15 protein-coding genes are annotated in these 15,821 nt (G+C 66.9%); 7 read left to right on the top strand and 8 right to left on the bottom strand.

The genetic code is table 11. The features are described from left to right. Window positions 1–2: 2 nt before the first annotated feature. From plsX to VH567_RS12910, 4 genes are all read left to right on the top strand, one after another. Entirely contained in the window at window positions 3–1,031 is a 1,029-nt protein-coding gene (plsX, locus tag VH567_RS12925) for a phosphate acyltransferase PlsX (protein WP_423326675.1), read from the top strand. Beyond that, the gene (locus tag VH567_RS12920; protein ID WP_423326674.1) at window positions 1,028–1,996 is read left to right on the top strand and encodes a beta-ketoacyl-ACP synthase III; all 969 of its coding nucleotides are present in this window, start codon (window positions 1,028–1,030) and stop codon (window positions 1,994–1,996) included. Before plsX ends, VH567_RS12920 begins: the two co-directional genes overlap by 4 nt. A 95-nt stretch (window positions 1,997–2,091) precedes the next feature. Next, entirely contained in the window at window positions 2,092–2,391 is a 300-nt protein-coding gene (locus VH567_RS12915; RefSeq protein WP_307088196.1) for an integration host factor subunit alpha, read from the top strand. Window positions 2,392–2,399: 8 nt separating this feature from the next. Further along, a complete protein-coding gene (locus tag VH567_RS12910) occupies window positions 2,400–2,786 on the top strand; it encodes a MerR family transcriptional regulator (RefSeq protein WP_423326673.1) in 387 nt (128 codons plus the stop codon). 46 nt (window positions 2,787–2,832) lie between these two features. Here the strand turns inward: VH567_RS12910 and VH567_RS12905 are convergent, their stop codons facing one another. From VH567_RS12905 to rpmI, 7 genes are all read right to left on the bottom strand, one after another. Continuing rightward, entirely contained in the window at window positions 2,833–4,401 is a 1,569-nt protein-coding gene (locus VH567_RS12905) for a peptide chain release factor 3 (protein ID WP_423326672.1), read from the bottom strand. Window positions 4,402–4,622: 221 nt separating this feature from the next. After that, the gene (locus tag VH567_RS12900; RefSeq protein WP_423326671.1) at window positions 4,623–5,510 is read right to left on the bottom strand and encodes an aldose 1-epimerase family protein; all 888 of its coding nucleotides are present in this window, start codon (window positions 5,508–5,510) and stop codon (window positions 4,623–4,625) included. Between the two features lie 171 nt (window positions 5,511–5,681). Then, window positions 5,682–8,198: a phenylalanine--tRNA ligase subunit beta gene (pheT, locus tag VH567_RS12895; RefSeq protein WP_423326670.1), complete on the bottom strand. Its 2,517-nt coding sequence runs from the start codon at window positions 8,196–8,198 to the stop codon at window positions 5,682–5,684. After that, window positions 8,195–9,289 (bottom strand): phenylalanine--tRNA ligase subunit alpha, encoded by a 1,095-nt coding sequence (gene pheS / locus VH567_RS12890; RefSeq protein WP_423326793.1) that lies wholly within the window; start codon window positions 9,287–9,289, stop codon window positions 8,195–8,197. Before pheS ends, pheT begins: the two co-directional genes overlap by 4 nt. A 22-nt stretch (window positions 9,290–9,311) precedes the next feature. Beyond that, window positions 9,312–9,638: a GIY-YIG nuclease family protein gene (locus VH567_RS12885; protein ID WP_423326669.1), complete on the bottom strand. Its 327-nt coding sequence runs from the start codon at window positions 9,636–9,638 to the stop codon at window positions 9,312–9,314. 263 nt (window positions 9,639–9,901) lie between these two features. Continuing rightward, window positions 9,902–10,267: a 50S ribosomal protein L20 gene (rplT, locus tag VH567_RS12880; RefSeq protein WP_056054375.1), complete on the bottom strand. Its 366-nt coding sequence runs from the start codon at window positions 10,265–10,267 to the stop codon at window positions 9,902–9,904. 19 nt (window positions 10,268–10,286) lie between these two features. Next, window positions 10,287–10,490 (bottom strand): 50S ribosomal protein L35, encoded by a 204-nt coding sequence (gene rpmI, locus VH567_RS12875; protein WP_031395289.1) that lies wholly within the window; start codon window positions 10,488–10,490, stop codon window positions 10,287–10,289. A gap of 168 nt (window positions 10,491–10,658) precedes the next feature. On the opposite strand from rpmI, the gene VH567_RS12870 reads away from it, so the two are divergent. Beyond that, window positions 10,659–12,794 (top strand): AsmA family protein, encoded by a 2,136-nt coding sequence (locus VH567_RS12870; protein WP_423326668.1) that lies wholly within the window; start codon window positions 10,659–10,661, stop codon window positions 12,792–12,794. A 422-nt stretch (window positions 12,795–13,216) separates the two neighbouring features. On the opposite strand, the gene VH567_RS12865 is transcribed toward VH567_RS12870, so the two are convergent. Beyond that, window positions 13,217–14,050, bottom strand: a complete 834-nt coding sequence (locus VH567_RS12865) for an inositol monophosphatase family protein (RefSeq protein WP_423326667.1) — start codon at window positions 14,048–14,050, stop codon at window positions 13,217–13,219. A 90-nt stretch (window positions 14,051–14,140) separates the two neighbouring features. Between VH567_RS12865 and VH567_RS12860 the strand changes: the two genes are divergently transcribed. Both VH567_RS12860 and VH567_RS12855 read left to right on the top strand, forming a co-directional pair. Continuing rightward, complete coding sequence (locus tag VH567_RS12860) at window positions 14,141–14,671, top strand: peroxiredoxin (RefSeq protein ID WP_423326666.1); 531 nt, start codon at window positions 14,141–14,143, stop codon at window positions 14,669–14,671. 68 nt (window positions 14,672–14,739) lie between these two features. After that, entirely contained in the window at window positions 14,740–15,783 is a 1,044-nt protein-coding gene (locus VH567_RS12855) for a GGDEF domain-containing protein (RefSeq protein WP_423326665.1), read from the top strand. The last annotated feature ends 38 nt before the right edge of the window (window positions 15,784–15,821 follow it).

Genomic DNA, 15,821 nt, shown 5'->3' with positions numbered 1-15,821 from the left:
CGATGCCCGACAGCGGCTGGATCGCGGTCGATGCGATGGGTGGCGATGACGGGCTGGCAGTGATGCTCGCCGGTGTCGCCCGCGCGCGTCATCGCTACGAGGGCACGCACTTCTTCCTGGTCGGCGACGAGACTGCGATTCGCGAGGGGCTGAAGGCCCATCCGAACCTGTCGCAGAACTCCGAGATCGTCCACGCACCCGAAGTCGTCGGTTCGAGCGAAAAGCCGAGCCAGGCGATCAGGCGTGCGAAGAAGACGTCGATGGGCATCGCGATCGACCTGGTGAAACAGGGTCGCGCCGCCGCCGCGGTGTCGTCGGGCAATACCGGCGCGCTGATGGCGATGGCGAAGATATCGCTGCGGATGCTGCCCGGGATCGACCGGCCGGCACTCGCCGCGCGTCTGCCGACGCTCGGCGATACCGACATGGTGATGCTCGACCTTGGTGCGAACACCGAGTGCGACGCACGCAACCTCGTCCAGTTCGCGATCATGGGCGCCGCCTATGCCCGCACCGCGCTCGACATCCCGCACCCGCGTGTCGCGCTGCTGAATATTGGCAGCGAGGACATGAAGGGCACCGACCAGATTCGCGATGCCGCAGCCCAGCTGCGTGCGACGCCGTCGGTCGACATGAAGTTCGAGGGCTTCATTGAGGGTGACCGCCTGTCGCGTGGCGACGTGGACGTCGTCGTGTGCGACGGCTTCTCGGGCAACATCGCGCTGAAGACCGCCGAGGGCACCGCGCGATTCGTCGCCGACCTGCTCAAGCGCGCCTTCCGCAGCTCGGTCCGCTCGAAGCTCGGCTTCCTGATCTCGAAGCCGGCGACCGAATTGCTGCGCGATCATCTCGATCCCAACAATCACAACGGCGCGGTATTCCTCGGGCTCAACGGCATCGTCGTGAAGAGCCATGGCGGCGCCAACGAGCGCGGCGTGGCGACCGCGATCGGCAACGCCGCCAAGATGGTCCGCAACGACCTTGTGCGGCGGATCGCCGACGATCTCGGTAACGTGGAGAAGGCGGCATGATCCGTTCGGTTGTCATCGGCACCGGCTCCGCTCTGCCCGCGCGTCGCGTCTCCAACGCCGAACTGGCAGCGCAGGTCGACACCAGCGACGAGTGGATCGTCGAGCGTACCGGCATCCGCTTCCGCCACATCGCCGGCGAAGGCGAGACGACCGCGACCTTGGCCGCGGACGCGTGCCGGGCCGCGCTGGCCGCGGCAGGTATCGAAGCCGCAAGCATCGACCTGATCGTGCTCGCCACCGCGACCCCCGACCAGACTTTCCCCGCCAGCGCCACCAAGGTGCAGGCGATGCTCGGCATAAACGACTGCGTCGCGTTCGACGTCGCCGCGGTCTGCTCGGGCTTCCTGTACGCGGTCCAGGTCGTCGACAGCATGATCCGCAGCGGCGTCGCCAAGCGCGCGCTGGTCATCGGTGCGGAGACGTTCAGCCGCATCCTCGACTGGGAAGACCGGACGACCTGCGTGCTGTTCGGCGACGGTGCCGGCGCGATCGTGCTGGAGGCGCAGGACACTGCGGACGAAGGCGGGCGCGGCATCCTGACGACCAAGCTGCACGCCGACGGCCGTCACAACGAATTGCTCTACGTCGATGGCGGCGTCTCGACGACCGGCACCGTCGGCAAGCTCCGTATGAAGGGCCGCGAAGTGTTCCGCCATGCGGTGACCAACCTGGCGTCGGTGATGACCGAGTCGCTGGCGATGGCCGGGCTACAGGCGGACCAGGTCGACTGGGTCGTGCCGCATCAGGCGAACGCGCGTATCCTCGATGCGACCGCACGGAAACTGGGTCTGGAGCCGGCAAAAGTCGTCGTCACGGTCGACCAGCATGCCAACACCTCAGCCGCCTCCGTACCGCTCGCACTCGACGTTGCGGTGCGTGATGGACGTATACGGCAGGGCCAGATCGTCGTGCTCGAGGCGATGGGCGGTGGATTTACCTGGGGTGCGGCGGTTATCCGCTTCTAATATCTCCGGATTCGATCGGTTCGCATGCAGAACAAAAGTTCTTCCGGTCCTCTCTCGGCTTGTGTAGGTAGTTCGCCGGGCGTGGGAGCGTGTGAATGACGATGACAGGTACTTTGACGCGGGCCGACCTGGCCGAATCGCTGCACCGCGAGGTGGGGTTGTCGCGTGCGGACTCCTCCAAGATCGTCGAGCAGATCCTCGCAGAGATGTGCGGGGCGCTCTCGCATGGCGAGAATGTGAAGATCTCGGGGTTTGGCACGTTCGTGCTCCGCGACAAGGGCGAGCGCGTCGGCCGCAACCCCAAGACCGGCATCGAGGTGCCGATCGCACCCCGCCGCGTCCTGACGTTCCGCGCGAGCCAGATGATGCGTGAACGCATCGTCGGTGCCGACTGACCGACCCGATGCCTGATACTGACGACGCACTACCGGATGCCGGGGGGCAGAAGGCCGGTGCGGCGTTTCGGACGATCGGCGAACTTTCGCGCGAAACCGGCCTGCCGCAGCACATCCTGCGCTATTGGGAAACGCGCTTTCCCCAGCTAAAGCCGCTGCAACGCGCGGGCAACCGGCGGTATTACCGTGCGGAGGACGTCGCCTTGGTGCGGCGGATCGACCAGTATCTCAACCGCGAGGGGTATACCGTGCGCGGCGTCCAGCAATTGCTGGCGGGCGAGAAGGGCTCGGCTGCGATCCCGGGACCGAGCGAGATCGTCGCGCAGGCCGAGTCGCCGATGACCGCCCTACGAGCGATCCGCGACATGCTCGCCGAGGCTCTGGCCGCGGACTGACTCTTCCACATGATCCTCCCCTGCAAGGGGAGGATTAGCGGGTAACCTATCGCTCCCGCGTCGCGGCGAAGCGGATCTTCGCATAGCGCTCGGCGATGTAGTTCACTTCCCACGCGCTTTTGGCGAGGAACACGGGGTTGCCGTCGCGATCCTTGGCCATCGCGCCGCGGTTGATCTCGGCGAAGGTCTTCAACTCCAGCGGGTCTTCCGCCGAAATCCAGCGCGCGGTCTCGTACGGCGCGGGCTCCAGCCCCGCCGCGACCTTGTACTCCGCGTCGAGGCGCGAGAGCAGCACTTCGAGCTGGAGCTGGCCGACCACGCCGATGATCCAGTTCGAGCCGATGTCGGGGTAGAACACCTGCGTCACCCCCTCCTCGGCCATGTCGTCCAAGGCTTTGCGCAACTGCTTGGTCTTCGTGAAGTCCTTGAGCACGACGCGACGCAGGATTTCAGGCGCGAAGTTCGGCAGGCCGGTGAAGCGGATCGCCGCCTTTTCGCTGAGCGTATCGCCGACCCGGAGCGTGCCGTGGTTGGGGATGCCGATGATGTCGCCCGGGAACGCCTCGTCCGCCAGCTCGCGATTCTGTGCGAAGAACAGGATCGGCGAGTGGACCGCGATCGGCTTGCCGTGGCCGGTGGGCGTCAGCTTCATGCCGCGCTTGAAGACGCCCGAGCAAAGCCGCATGAACGCGATCCGGTCGCGGTGGTTGGGGTCCATGTTGGCCTGCACCTTGAACACGAAGCCGGTGACCTCGGGCTCGTCGGGCGAGACGGGGGCGGGTTCGGCGGGCTGCGCGCGCGGTGGCGGGGCATAGTCGGCGAGCGCGGCGATCAGTTCGGCGACGCCGAAATCCTTCAGCGCAGAACCGAAATAGACGGGGGTCAGGTTGCCTGCGCGATAGGCCTCGGGATCGAAGGTCGAATAGCCGCCCTGTGCGAGTTCGGCCTCGTCGTTCAGGCGGATCATGGCTTCGGGGCTCAGGATCTTGGCGAGTTCGGGATCGTCGATGCCGGTGAACGGGATCGCCTTGCCCATGAACTCGCGGCTGTCGCCTTCGGGGCGGCTCAGCGTGTTGGCGTAGAGATCGTAGACGCCCTCGAATTCGCCGCCCATGCCGACCGGCCAGCTCATCGGGCAGACGTCGAGCTGGAGCATCTCGGCCACCTCGTCGAGCAGCGAGAACGGATCACGCCCTTCGCGGTCGACCTTGTTGACGAAGGTGATGATCGGCACGTTGCGCAGGCGACAGACCTCGAACAGCTTCCGCGTCTGCGGCTCGATGCCCTTGGCGGCGTCGATCACCATGACGGCCGAGTCGACTGCGGTCAGCGTGCGGTAGGTGTCCTCGGAGAAGTCTTCGTGGCCCGGCGTGTCGAGCAGGTTGAAGGTGATCCCCTGGCGCTCGAACGTCATCACCGAGGAGGTGACCGAGATCCCGCGCTGTTGCTCGATCTTCATCCAGTCGGAGCGGGCGCGGCGGGTCTGGCCGCGCGCCTTCACTTCGCCGGCGAGATGGATCGCACCGCCGAAATAGAGGAGCTTCTCGGTCAGCGTCGTCTTGCCAGCGTCGGGATGCGAGATGATCGCGAAAGTGCGGCGGGGAAATTGGGTCATGATGAGGTCCGGTGCGCCGAGTCTGGGCTCGGGAGAAGGTGGGCCGGGTTAGCGGCGGTCATGGCCGCTCTTGGCAGATGCGAGGCCTGGAGGACAGAGGGAGGACGATCGTTGGGATCGTCGCGCCTTGCCGTTCCCCCGCGAAGGCGGGGGTCCAGGGTCACGAACGGTATCACCTGAAACCCTGGGCTCCCGCTTTCGCGGGAGAACAGCGTGTGTGGTCAGCCGGCGGTGGCAGCCGCCAGCGTCACCCGCAGCGCGATCCTCTTCGTGTCACCCGCAGCCACCTCGAACACGCCGGGTTTGTCGCGGAATTCGCCGGTATAGCCTTCGGGGTCGGCGATGCCGTGCCAGGGTTCGACGCAGACATAGGCCGCGCTGGGCTTGGTCCAGATGCCGAGCTTTGGGGTGTCGGGGAAGTCGATCCGCAACTGCGGGCCGTTTTCCGCGCCGTAGGTGACCGAGTCGGAGCGGACGCTATCCCAGACCAGCGCGTCCTTTTCAAACAGCGCGTCGCGCAAGGCCAGCGTGCGGCCGTCCAGCGGCGACGCGCGCTCGCCCTCGGCGATCGTGCCGTCGTCGGCGATCATCCGCAGCGCGTCGGGCTCGTCGGCGGCAAAGACGATGCGGTGGTCGGCGCGGGGCTGACCATACGGGAGCGGCCAGGCGAAGGCGGGGTGGAAGCCGAAGCTGGCCGGGAGCACGACGTCGCCGGTGTTGCGAACCGCCACGTCGACCGACAGCGTCGCACCGGTGAGCTGGAAGGCGATCTCCAGCGCGAACGCGAACGGGTAGTGGGTGCGCGTCTCCTCATTGTCGGTCAGGCGGAAGGTGACGCCGTCCGCGCTGGTTGCGATCACCTCAAATGGCAGGCGGCGGGCGAAGCCGTGCTGCTTCATCGGGTATTCGGTGCCGTCGACGCGGATGACGTCGCGGTAGGGACGGCCGACGACCGGGAAAAGGATCGGCGCGTGGCCGGTCCAGAATGCCGGGTCGGCATTGGTCATCAACTCGCGGCCTTCGGCGTCGACAAGCGAGGTGAGTTCGGCACCTAGCGGGTTGATCCTAGCCGTGAGGTGGTCGTTGGTGATCGTGATCAGGTCGGTCATGGGGTTCCTTCCGTCAGGGTCGAACGCGCGAAGCTCGACAAGGCTCACTCCCCCACCCCGGCGGAGGCCGGGGCCCAATTCGGAAGGCCACGGTAACGAAGCGATGCGCGTCGTTAGCGACGTTCTCCAATTGGGCCCCGGCCTTCGCCGGGGTGGTATTTATGGGGAGGTTTAGACGCGCAAGCTCGCACCCTGCTTGGCGGCTGCCGCGACGACCTTGTCGGCGATCGCCTTGATCTCCTCGTCGGTGAAGCTCTTGGCGGTCGGTTGCAGGACGATCTCGACCGCGACCGACTTGTGGCCCTCTTCGACACCCTGCCCGGTGAACACGTCGAACACGCGGGCCGACACGATCGCGACCTTGTCGGCGCCCTTGACCGCGCGGACCAGCGTGTCGGTGGCGAGCGCCGTGGGGACGAGGAACGCGAAATCGCGGCGGACGGCTTGGAGCGCTGGTGGCGTGTAGGCCGGGCGGGCGAAGCCGGTGGCGCGCTTAGGGGGAATTGCGTCGAGATAGACTTCCACCGCCGCGACCGCGCCGTCGAGGTCGAACGCCTTCAGGACCGACGGGTGGAGCATACCGAAGCTCGCCAGCACGGTCTTAGGCCCGAGGCGGAGCGTGCCCGACTGGCCGGGATGCCAAGCGTCGCCCGCCTCCCCCATGACTTGCAGATTATCGACCGGCGCTCCCGAGACCGCGAGAAGCGCGAGCGCCTCGGCCTTCGCATCATACGCGTCGAAGCTTGCGGCCTTGCCCTCGCGCCAGCCGCGGGGGCGGCGGTCGCCTGCCAACACCACGCCGAGCGTCGCGCGTTCCGCATCTGCCAGATAGCGGCGGCCGATCTCGAACAGGCGCACCGTCTGTGCACCGCGCTTGAGGTTGCGGCCGGTGGCGGCGAGCAGGCCGGGGAGCAGCGAGGGGCGCATGACCTTGAGGTCTTCGCTGATCGGGTTGGCGAGCGTCCAGGCGCCGCCGCCGAACGGTGCGGCTTCGGCGTCTGAGAGGAAGCTCCAGGTCACCGCTTCGTCGAGGCCTCGGGCTGCCGCCGCGCGACGTGCCCTACGTTCGAGCTTCTGCTCAGGCGTGGCGGTCGGCTTGGCGACGCCCGGCATCCGGGGGAGCGGTGTCGAGGGGATGCTGTCGATGCCCTCGATGCGGACGACTTCCTCGACAAGGTCGGCGGGGCCGTCGACGTCGCGTCGCCAGGTCGGGATCGTGACCGGCCATTTGCCTTCGATCGTCGAGAACAGCGCATCGCTGAACGCGTCCGCCGACTTGATCGCGCCGATCGTGAAGCCGAGCGACAATAGCGTCCGCGCTTGGCGTTCGGGGGCGACGTGGAGCCCGCCTAGGTCTGCTGACAGGCGTGGATCGTAGTGGATCACGCGGGGCTCTAGCGGGGGCTCGCCCGAGCGGGTGACGTCGCTCGCGCGGCCGCCGCAGACGTGGAGCACGAGCGCGGTGGCGATCGCGAGGCCGTCTTCGAGGAAGGCGGGGTCTACGCCGCGTTCGAAGCGGCTGCGCGCGTCGGAGGTGAGCGTGAGCTTCTGGCCGGTGCGGGCGATGTGGTCGGGATCGAAATACGCGCATTCGATCAGCACGTCGGTGGTGTCCGCCGAGACGCCCGAATGCTCGCCGCCCATGATGCCGCCGATGTCGTGCACGGCGGTGTCGTCGGCGATGACGGTCATGGTTTCGTCGAGCGTGTAGGTCTTGCCGTTGAGCGCGACGACCTGCTCGCCGTCCTTGGCCTTCCGCGCGACGAGGCCGCCGGAGAGCTTGGCGCGGTCGTAGACGTGCAAGGGGCGGCCGAGGTCGATCATCAGATAGTTGGTGATGTCGACGAGCGCGGAAATCGGCTTCTGGCCGATCGCGAGCAGGCTGCGGCGCATCCAGTCGGGGGATTCGCCGTTGGTCACGCCGGTGACGGTTTGGGCGAAGAAGGCGGGGCAGCCTTCTGGGTCGTCGGTACGGACGTCGGGTCCGGATCCAGCCGTTGCTCCGTCATTGCCGCGAGGGCGGGGATCGGGTTCGCCGTCTGCCCCTGCCGCGCCTTGGGTCCCGGCGTCCGCCGGGATGACGGAGGGGGTGGGGATGACGGACTGGGGGGGGATGACCAGCGGGGTAAGGGTGCCGAGGCCGGCGGCGGCGAGGTCTCGCGCGATGCCGCGGACGCCCATGCAGTCCTGGCGGTTGGGGGTGATCGCGACGTCGATGACCGGGTCGGTCAGGCCGGCGTATTCGGGGTACGGCGTGCCGATCGGCGCGTCTTCGGGCAGTTCGATGATGCCGTCGTGATCTTCGCCGAGTTCGAGCTCGCGCGTCGAGCACATCATGCCGTTCGACTCGACGCCGCGGATGCTGGCGAGCTTCAGCGTGACGTCGAGGCCGGGTACGTAAGCGCCGGGCGCGCCGAACACGCCGATCAGGCCGGCGCGCGCGTTGGGCGCGCCGCAGACGACTTGGAGCGGGCCGTTACCGACATCGACCGAGAGGATCTGGAGCTTGTCGGCCTGCGGATGGCGTTCAGCGCTGAGAACCTTGGCGATCTTGAACGCGGCGAGCTTCTCGCCGGGGTTCTCGACGCCTTCGACTTCGAGGCCGATGCGGGTGAGCGCCTCGACGATCTGGTCGAGCGTGGCGGTAGTTTCGAGGTGCTGCTTGAGCCAGCTGAGGGTGAACTTCATGCGCCGACTCCGCCGGACAAAGTGGGGACGTCGAGGCTCGAAAAGCCGTAATGCTTGAGCCAGCGGATATCGCCGTCGAAGAACGGGCGGAGGTCGTCCATGCCGTATTTGAGCATCGCGAGGCGGTCGATCCCGCAGCCGAACGCGAAGCCCTGCCATTCGTCGGGGTCGAGCCCGCAGGCTTCGATCACCTTGCGGTGGACCATGCCCGAGCCGAGGATTTCGAGCCAGCCATCGGGCTCGGCGCCGCCGACGACGCGCTTGCCCTTCACCAGCGTGTAGCCGACATCGATCTCGACCGACGGCTCGGTGAACGGGAAGTAGCTGGGGCGCAGGCGAAGGACGATGTCGTCGCGCTCGAAGAACGCCTTCACGAAGGTTTCGAGCGTCCATTTCAGGTGGCCGAGCGTGATGCCCTTGTCGATGACGAGGCCCTCGACCTGGTGGAACATCGGCGTGTGCGTCGCGTCGGAGTCCGAGCGGTATGTGCGGCCGGGGGCGATGATGCGGATCGGGGGCTTTTGGCTCAACATTGTGCGGATTTGCACGGGCGACGTGTGCGTGCGGAGGAGCATCCGCTTCGCCGGTTCACCTTCAATGAAGAGCGCAGCAATCGGATCATCGTCCACCATATAAAAGGTGTCGTGCATCGCGCGCGCTGGATGCGATTCCGGAATATTGAGCGCTGTGAAATTATGCCAGTCGTCTTCGATCTCGGGACCGGTCGCGACCGCGAAACCGAGGTCGGCGAAGATCTCGGCGAGTTCGTCCATGACCTGGCTGACCGGGTGGATCGTGCCGGCGGGCGTGGCGTCCGCGGGGAGGGTCATGTCGAGCGTTTCGCTGGCGAGGCGCGCGTCGAGCGCGGCGCGTTCGAGCGTGGCTTTGCGCTCGGCGATGCCGTTGGCGATGGCTTCGCGCAGGCCCTGGATCTGCGGGCCTTGGACGAGGCGCTCTTCCGGCGTCATCTTGCCGAGCGTCTTCAGCAGCGCGGTGATCGTGCCCTGCTTGCCGAGCGCCTCGACCCGGCACGCGTCGAGCGCGTCGAGCCCGGATGCGGCGGCGATCGCCGTCAGCATGTGGTCGCGCATCTGGTTCAGGTCTTGCGTCACGTCATACTCCCAGGGGTTCGGTTAGGCGGGGCAGCCCGAGGCCGATACCCAGATCGTCCCAATTTTCGTTGTGCGCTTCGATCAAGTCGATCTTCCACGCTCTTCGCCATTCCTTCAGCCGCTTCTCGCGAACGATCGCGGCGTCCATCGTGTCGAACATCTCGTAGTAAGCGAGACGCTTGATGCCGTACCGGCGAGTGAAGCCGGGGATCAACCCCTCTCGGTGCTGAACCAGCCTTGCGAGGAGGTTTGAGGTAACGCCGATGTAGAGCGTGCCGTGGCGGCGGGAGTGGAGGATGTAGACGCACGGCTGGAAGGTTTCGCGCATTTTCGTGCTCCCCTTGATCGCCGCTCGATCGCTCACCCAAGAGCTCCCGTCATCCCGGCGGACGCCGGGACCCATGGTAGCGGGCGGGTGATCGTAGCACGTTATCGCCGGGTCCGCCGTCACCGTGGGTCCCGGCGTTCGCCGGGATGACGGAGGAGGGGCGAGGGGTGATCATAGTTGGGACGTTCACTCCGCCCCAAAACGCAGAAAGGGCGCCGGTGGTCTCCCACCGACGCCCTCCCGAACCTCACCTCAGTCGCGAATTACGCGGCCTGGGGGAGAGCCGCCTTCACCTGGGCGACGATCGCGCTGAAGGCTGCGCCCTCGTGCATGGCGATGTCGGCCAGGACCTTGCGGTCGAGTTCGATCCCTGCAAGCTTCACGCCGTGCATGAACTGCGAATACGTCAGACCCTCGGCGCGGACGCCGGCGTTGATGCGCTGGATCCAGAGGCCGCGGAACGTGCGCTTCTTAACCTTGCGGTCGCGATATGCGTACTGTCCGGCCTTCTCGACGGCCTGACGGGCGATGCGGATGGTGTTCTTGCGACGGCCATAATAGCCCTTCGCCTGAACCAAAATACGCTTGTGCTTGGCGCGGGTGGTAACACCCCGTTTTACGCGTGCCATTGTCTAATTCCTTCTCAGCTCAACGCAGGCCGTAAGGCGCCCAGGCCTTGACCGCTGCGGTATCGGCCTTCGACAGCAGCTTGGTGCCGCGGTTCTGACGGATGTACTTGCCGTTGTGATGCGCCAGACGGTGACGCTTGCCGGCGACGCCGTGCTTGAGCAGGCCGGTGGCGGTGAGCTTGAAGCGTTTCTTGACGCCGCTCTTGGTCTTCAGCTTGGGCATTTTTATCCTTTCGGTTACGAAGGAGGACGCTGAAATCGCCGCGGCAGCCCACACTGGCCGGGCGATTCGTCGAACGCGTTCCCTTCGAGGAAGCGGGGCCGATAGCTGCATTGATCGGGAATATCAACCGCTGTGGAACTGCCGACGCAGCCATGCGATAGGGCTTGCATGGACGCCAGCCCGACGCCGCCGATCGACGCCCCCCCCCCGGCACCCGAACCCGTTGATGCGCAAAAGCGACGCAAGCGGCGGATACTGCGCAACATCCTGCTCGGGATCGTCGCGGTCATCGTCGCGATCTGGTTGGTGCTGTACATCACCAAGGGGCGCTTCCTGAAGCACCCGTTCGAGCGCGTCGTCGGCTCGCTGACGCACCGGACGCTGACCGTGCGCGGCGACTTCCAGCTCTATTTCGCGCCATTCCGCATCAAGCTGTATGCGGAGAACTTCACGCTCTCGAACCCCGACTGGGCGAGCAAGCCGAACCTGTTCCAGGCGGACAAGCTCGACACGCGAATCGCGCCGCTGTCGCTGCTCTTCGGCAAGCGGCGGCTTTACTGGCTGGACCTGGTCAACGGTGCGGTCGACCTCGAATGGAACGCGGCGCACTCGGCCAACACCTGGACGTTCTCGGACAAGAAGGGCGGCAAGCCGCTCGAATTCCCGCGGATCGACGTGGCGACCGTGACGGGCACGACGGTGCGCTATCTCGATCCGCGGATGCGCGTACTCGCCGACCTGAAAGTCGCCGATATCCGTTCGGTCGATGCGACGATCGGGCGTGCAGTCGGGCTGACCGGCAAGGGGCGGCTGCGCGAGACGCCGTTCACCGTGACCGCGCAACTCCTGTCGCCCGACGCGACCGCCAATCGCGGGCAGAACAAGCTGGTCGCGCGGATGCGGGCGGCGGGCAACGTGATCGACGTCGCGGGGACGCTGCCGAGTATCGCCGATGTCGAGAACGTGCCGCTGGCGGTGACCGCACGCGGCGCCAATCTGTCGACGCTGCTCGGCGTGATCGACGTCGCGATCCCGAACACGCGAAGATACACGCTGCGTGCGCAGCTGATCAAGCAGGGCGACGAATACGCCTTCACGCATCTGCGCGGCATCGCCGGCCGGACCGATCTCGCGGGCAAGCTGACGATTCTCAACGGTGAGCGCATTCATCTCGATTCGGTGCTCACGACCAAGAGCCTCGACATCATCGATGCGGCCCCGTTCATCGGCTTCAATCCCGACATCGTCGAGACACGCGGCGCAGTGGCGGCCGCTGCCGCGACGGGCGCCGCGCCACAGCGCCTGCTGCCCAATGGGAAGCTGCCGATCGAGACGATGAAGCTGTTCGATGCCGACCTGAAATGGGCGATCGGCACGGTCAAGTCGCGCAACCTGCCGATCTCCAACGTCGACCTGACGCTCGACCTGGAGCGCGGGCGGCTGGCGCTGTCGCCACTGACCTTCTCGATGGCGCGCGGCAACGTATCCTCCGACGTCGTCTTCGACACGCGGGCGCGGCCGAGCGCGGTATCCTACGATATCCGCCTCGCGGCGACGCCGCTCGGGCGGTTGCTCAAGGGCTATGGGCTTGCCGAGGCGGGCACGACGGGCACCATCAAGGGTCGCATCGAACTGAAGGGTCGCGGCGATTCGGTGCATGAGTCGCTGGCGTCGTCGCAGGGGCGGATCGCGTTCGTGATGCCGTCGGGCGCGCTTTCGGTGCGCAATATCCAGCTCGCCGAACTCGATATCGGCACGTTTGCGCAGCGGATGTTCCAGGGCAAGCTGAAGGAGCCGGTGCAGGTCAATTGCGGGCTGATCGGCTTCACCGTGCGTGGCGGCGTGGCGGCGGCGGACCCGATCATCATCGACACGCGCAAGAACGTGATCGTCGGCCGCGGCGGATTCAGCTTTCGCAATGAGGCGGTAGATCTCGCCTTCCGCGCGGATTCGAAGAAGTTCAGCCTGTTCGCGGGGCAGTCGCCGGTGGGCGTCGGCGGGATGTTCGCCGCGCCGCAGCTGCAGGTGATCTCGAAGGACCTCCTTGCGCGCGTCGGCAGCGGCCTGGGGCTGGCGCTGGTGGCGACGCCGGTGGCGGGAATCCTGGCGTTCGTCGATGTCGGCGATGCGAAATCGACTGCGTGCGGCCCGGTGCTGGCGGGGGCGACGGCGGCGGCGCAGCGGACCACGAAGGGCGAGGCGCGTGATGACGTCGGCCACGGGACGACGGCCAAGGCCGAGGACGGGAAGACGACCGCCGCGGAGAAGAAGGGGCAGCGGAAGAAGTTCCTGGGGATCTTCTGAGCGCGCGGGGGCGTCATGCCAGCGGGGTTCGTCCTGCCGACGGGATTCGTCATCCCCCACCATCCTCGTCATCCCAGCGGAAGCTGGGATCTCGTTCCGCTGGGGCGACACCCAATTTGGAGACCCCAGCGTTCGCTGGGGTGACGTATGGGGCGGGAGTGACGGACGGGGGAGCCGTTAGTCCGCTAGCGGGAAGGCGTAGCTTCTGCCTCGGGTGGAGAACGGCGCTTTCGACCATGCCCCCTCCCCAACCCCATCCGCCCCGTCATCCCGGCGGACGCCGGGACCCATGGTTGCGGTTTGGGGCGTTGGCGGGCACTCCGTGTCCGTGGGTCCCGGCGTCCGCCGGGATGACGGATCGGAGAATGGGAAGGGGGATCCGCTTTTGCTTCCCCCTCCCGCAGGCGAGCCGGGAATTCAGGTCAGTGGTCGTGGCCATCATGCCCGTGATCGTGCGCACCCTGCAACCGGTGCATCGCCTCGAGCACGTCGTCCATCCGCGCGGGGTCGCCGATCGCGAGCACATGGCCTTCGCTTGCCGCGGTCAGCGGATCGCCGTTCCAGTCGCACATCATGCCCCCTGCCCCCTCGACCACCGGCACCAGCGCGGCAAAGTCGTAGAGCTTGAGGCCCGATTCGCAGACAACGTCGAGATGCCCGCTCGCGAGCAGGCCGTAATTATAGCAGTCGCCGCCGTACACCGGCCCCTGGCGCGGATTGCCGCCCGAGATCGCCGCGACCAGCGCGAGGTACGGTTGAACGTCGTCTTCGTCGAAAAGGTGCGGGCTGGTGGTGGCGATCGTCGCGCCGGCGAGTTCGCGGCAGGCGCGCGTCCGGACGGGCACGCCGTTGAGCGTCGTCGGGCGGCCCGCGACGCCGACCCAGCGTTCGCGCTGGACCGGCTGGTCGATGATGCCGAGCACCGGCCAGCCATCCTCTACCAGGGCGATCAGCGTGCCGAAGATCGCGCGGCCCACGGTGAAGCTGCGCGTGCCGTCGATTGGGTCGAGCACCCATTTGCGGTTGGTGACGCCCGTCTTCTCGCCATACTCCTCGCCGACGATGCCGTCGCCCGAGCGCTCCGCATCGAGCAGCCGGCGCATCGCGGATTCCGCCTCGCGGTCGGCGCGGGTGACGGGGGATTGGTCGTCCTTGATCTCGACGCCGTGCTCGTGGCGGAAATAGGGTCGGATGACGTGGCCCGCGGCATCCGCAAGGCGGTGCGCGAGGTCGATATCGGCTTGGGTCACTGGCATTGTCCCTGCCTATCGTCCGCAGCCGCACGGAGCAATGGACGGAACGCCTGCGTCGGCGTAGGTCGTTGCAATCCAACCGGAGTATCGTTCATGCGCCTCGTTCCGACCCTCGCCGCCCTCCTCCTCGCGACGCCCGCGTTCGCGGCACTCGCCCCCGGCGCCAAGGCTCCCGACTTCACGACGCGTGGCGCGATCGCCGGCAAGGTGTTCACCGTCCACCTCGCCGAGCAGCTGAAGAAGGGCCCGGTCGTGCTGTATTTCTTCCCGGCGGCCTATACCGGCGGCTGCAATGCCGAGGCGCATGCGTTCGCCGAAGCGATCCCGGCGTTCACCAAGGCAGGCGGCACGGTGATCGGCATGTCGGCCGACAATGTCGAGACGCTCAGCAAGTTCTCCGCGGAAAAGTGCGCGGGCAAGTTCGCGGTCGCCAGCGCCGGGCCAAAGGTCGTCGCCGGCTATGACGTCGCGCTCGGCAAGCAGATTGCAGGCCGCGACGTGACCAAGCGCACCAGCTACGTCATCGCCAAGGACGGCCGCGTCGCCTTCGTGCACGACGACATGAACCCCGCCGAGCATGTCGCCACGACGCTCGCCGCCGTCCAGAAGCTGACCGGCAAATAACTGCCGCTTTGGTGACAGTATGCTAACGCTTTCGGGTCTAACCCTTTGACCGGGATGCGGAGGGAATCATGCGGGACGCGCGGGCGACCAAGTCGATATCGGGGCCGACCCCACGAGACATTCTGTTCGACCAGATCGGCAGCTTTCTCGACAAACAGGGCCTGAGCCCCGACCCGGCGCATTACGCGTTTGCGTTCGCCGTCCTGTCGGCGCCGGATCGACCGCTCGCGCGGGCGGTCGCCGAGCTCACCGAAGACGGCGTCCGCCTGAGCCGGCAGGACATCGAGCGGCTGGGCGGGCAGGTCGTCGACGGCCCGCCCCTCTCGCGTCCGCGGACGGCGGATCAAGCGGTAGACGAGACCGTCGACACAGCGATGGCGCTGGTCGTCCAGACGCAGCAGCAGGTCGATGGCTTCGCGCAGATGATGCGGACGATGCGCGACGAGACGCGCGGGTTCGGGCGCGATCTCGAGAAAAGCGCGGCCGCGATAACCCAGATGGCCGAGATCGACGAGATCACGCGGATCACGACCACGATGATCGGCCGAATCCGCGACAGCGAGGTCCGGCTGGCCGAAGCCACCGCCGAGGCCGACGCGCTGCGTGCCAAGCTTGCCGAGGCGCGGGAGAGTGCGCGGCGCGACATGCTGACCGGCCTGCCCAATCGCCGCGCCTTCGAGGAGGCGTTCGCCGAGCGCGATCCGGAAGCCGGCCCCTATTGTTTGGCGGTATGCGACATCGACCGGTTCAAGCGGGTCAACGACCTGCACGGCCACGGCGTTGGCGACCGGGTGCTGACCGCGATCGGCCAGGCGATGGCGGCGGAATGCGCGCCGCACCTCGTGGTGCGTCATGGCGGCGAGGAATTTGCCGTGCTGCTCAGCGGCGTCGGTCTGGCGGATGCCGCAGGACTGCTCGATTCGGTGCGCGCGACCGTCGCGGCAAAGCGGTTCCGCAATCGCGACACCGATACCCCGCTCGGCATCGTGACGTTTTCGGCCGGCATCACCGCGATCCAGGGCGACGAAACCGCAGACGCCGCATTTTCGCGCGCCGATCGCCTGCTCTACGTCGCCAAGGAACAGGGCCGCGACCAGATCTGCGCCGGCTGATCCCGCAGATTGGCGTAATTTACCCGCGTTGGCTGGCG

The organism is Sphingomonas sp. 4RDLI-65 (genome assembly GCF_049472435.1).
Taxonomy (GTDB): Bacteria; Pseudomonadota; Alphaproteobacteria; order Sphingomonadales; family Sphingomonadaceae; genus Sphingomonas.
The sequence above is the reverse complement of the archived record's forward strand: the minus strand, read 5'-3'. Positions and strand labels throughout refer to the sequence as shown.

What these genes read in the sequence shown, in the direction of transcription:
- plsX (WP_423326675.1), top strand. Translation starts at nt 3, where the DNA reads ATGCCCGACAGCGGCTGGATCGCGGTCGATGCGATGGGTGGCGATGAC.
- VH567_RS12920 (WP_423326674.1), top strand. Translation starts at nt 1,028, where the DNA reads ATGATCCGTTCGGTTGTCATCGGCACCGGCTCCGCTCTGCCCGCGCGT.
- VH567_RS12915 (WP_307088196.1), top strand. Translation starts at nt 2,092, where the DNA reads ATGACGATGACAGGTACTTTGACGCGGGCCGACCTGGCCGAATCGCTG.
- VH567_RS12910 (WP_423326673.1), top strand. Translation starts at nt 2,400, where the DNA reads ATGCCTGATACTGACGACGCACTACCGGATGCCGGGGGGCAGAAGGCC.
- VH567_RS12905 (WP_423326672.1), bottom strand. Translation starts at nt 4,401, where the DNA reads ATGACCCAATTTCCCCGCCGCACTTTCGCGATCATCTCGCATCCCGAC.
- VH567_RS12900 (WP_423326671.1), bottom strand. Translation starts at nt 5,510, where the DNA reads ATGACCGACCTGATCACGATCACCAACGACCACCTCACGGCTAGGATC.
- pheT (WP_423326670.1), bottom strand. Translation starts at nt 8,198, where the DNA reads ATGAAGTTCACCCTCAGCTGGCTCAAGCAGCACCTCGAAACTACCGCC.
- pheS (WP_423326793.1), bottom strand. Translation starts at nt 9,289, where the DNA reads ATGCGCGACCACATGCTGACGGCGATCGCCGCCGCATCCGGGCTCGAC.
- VH567_RS12885 (WP_423326669.1), bottom strand. Translation starts at nt 9,638, where the DNA reads ATGCGCGAAACCTTCCAGCCGTGCGTCTACATCCTCCACTCCCGCCGC.
- rplT (WP_056054375.1), bottom strand. Translation starts at nt 10,267, where the DNA reads ATGGCACGCGTAAAACGGGGTGTTACCACCCGCGCCAAGCACAAGCGT.
- rpmI (WP_031395289.1), bottom strand. Translation starts at nt 10,490, where the DNA reads ATGCCCAAGCTGAAGACCAAGAGCGGCGTCAAGAAACGCTTCAAGCTC.
- VH567_RS12870 (WP_423326668.1), top strand. Translation starts at nt 10,659, where the DNA reads ATGGACGCCAGCCCGACGCCGCCGATCGACGCCCCCCCCCCGGCACCC.
- VH567_RS12865 (WP_423326667.1), bottom strand. Translation starts at nt 14,050, where the DNA reads ATGCCAGTGACCCAAGCCGATATCGACCTCGCGCACCGCCTTGCGGAT.
- VH567_RS12860 (WP_423326666.1), top strand. Translation starts at nt 14,141, where the DNA reads ATGCGCCTCGTTCCGACCCTCGCCGCCCTCCTCCTCGCGACGCCCGCG.
- VH567_RS12855 (WP_423326665.1), top strand. Translation starts at nt 14,740, where the DNA reads ATGCGGGACGCGCGGGCGACCAAGTCGATATCGGGGCCGACCCCACGA.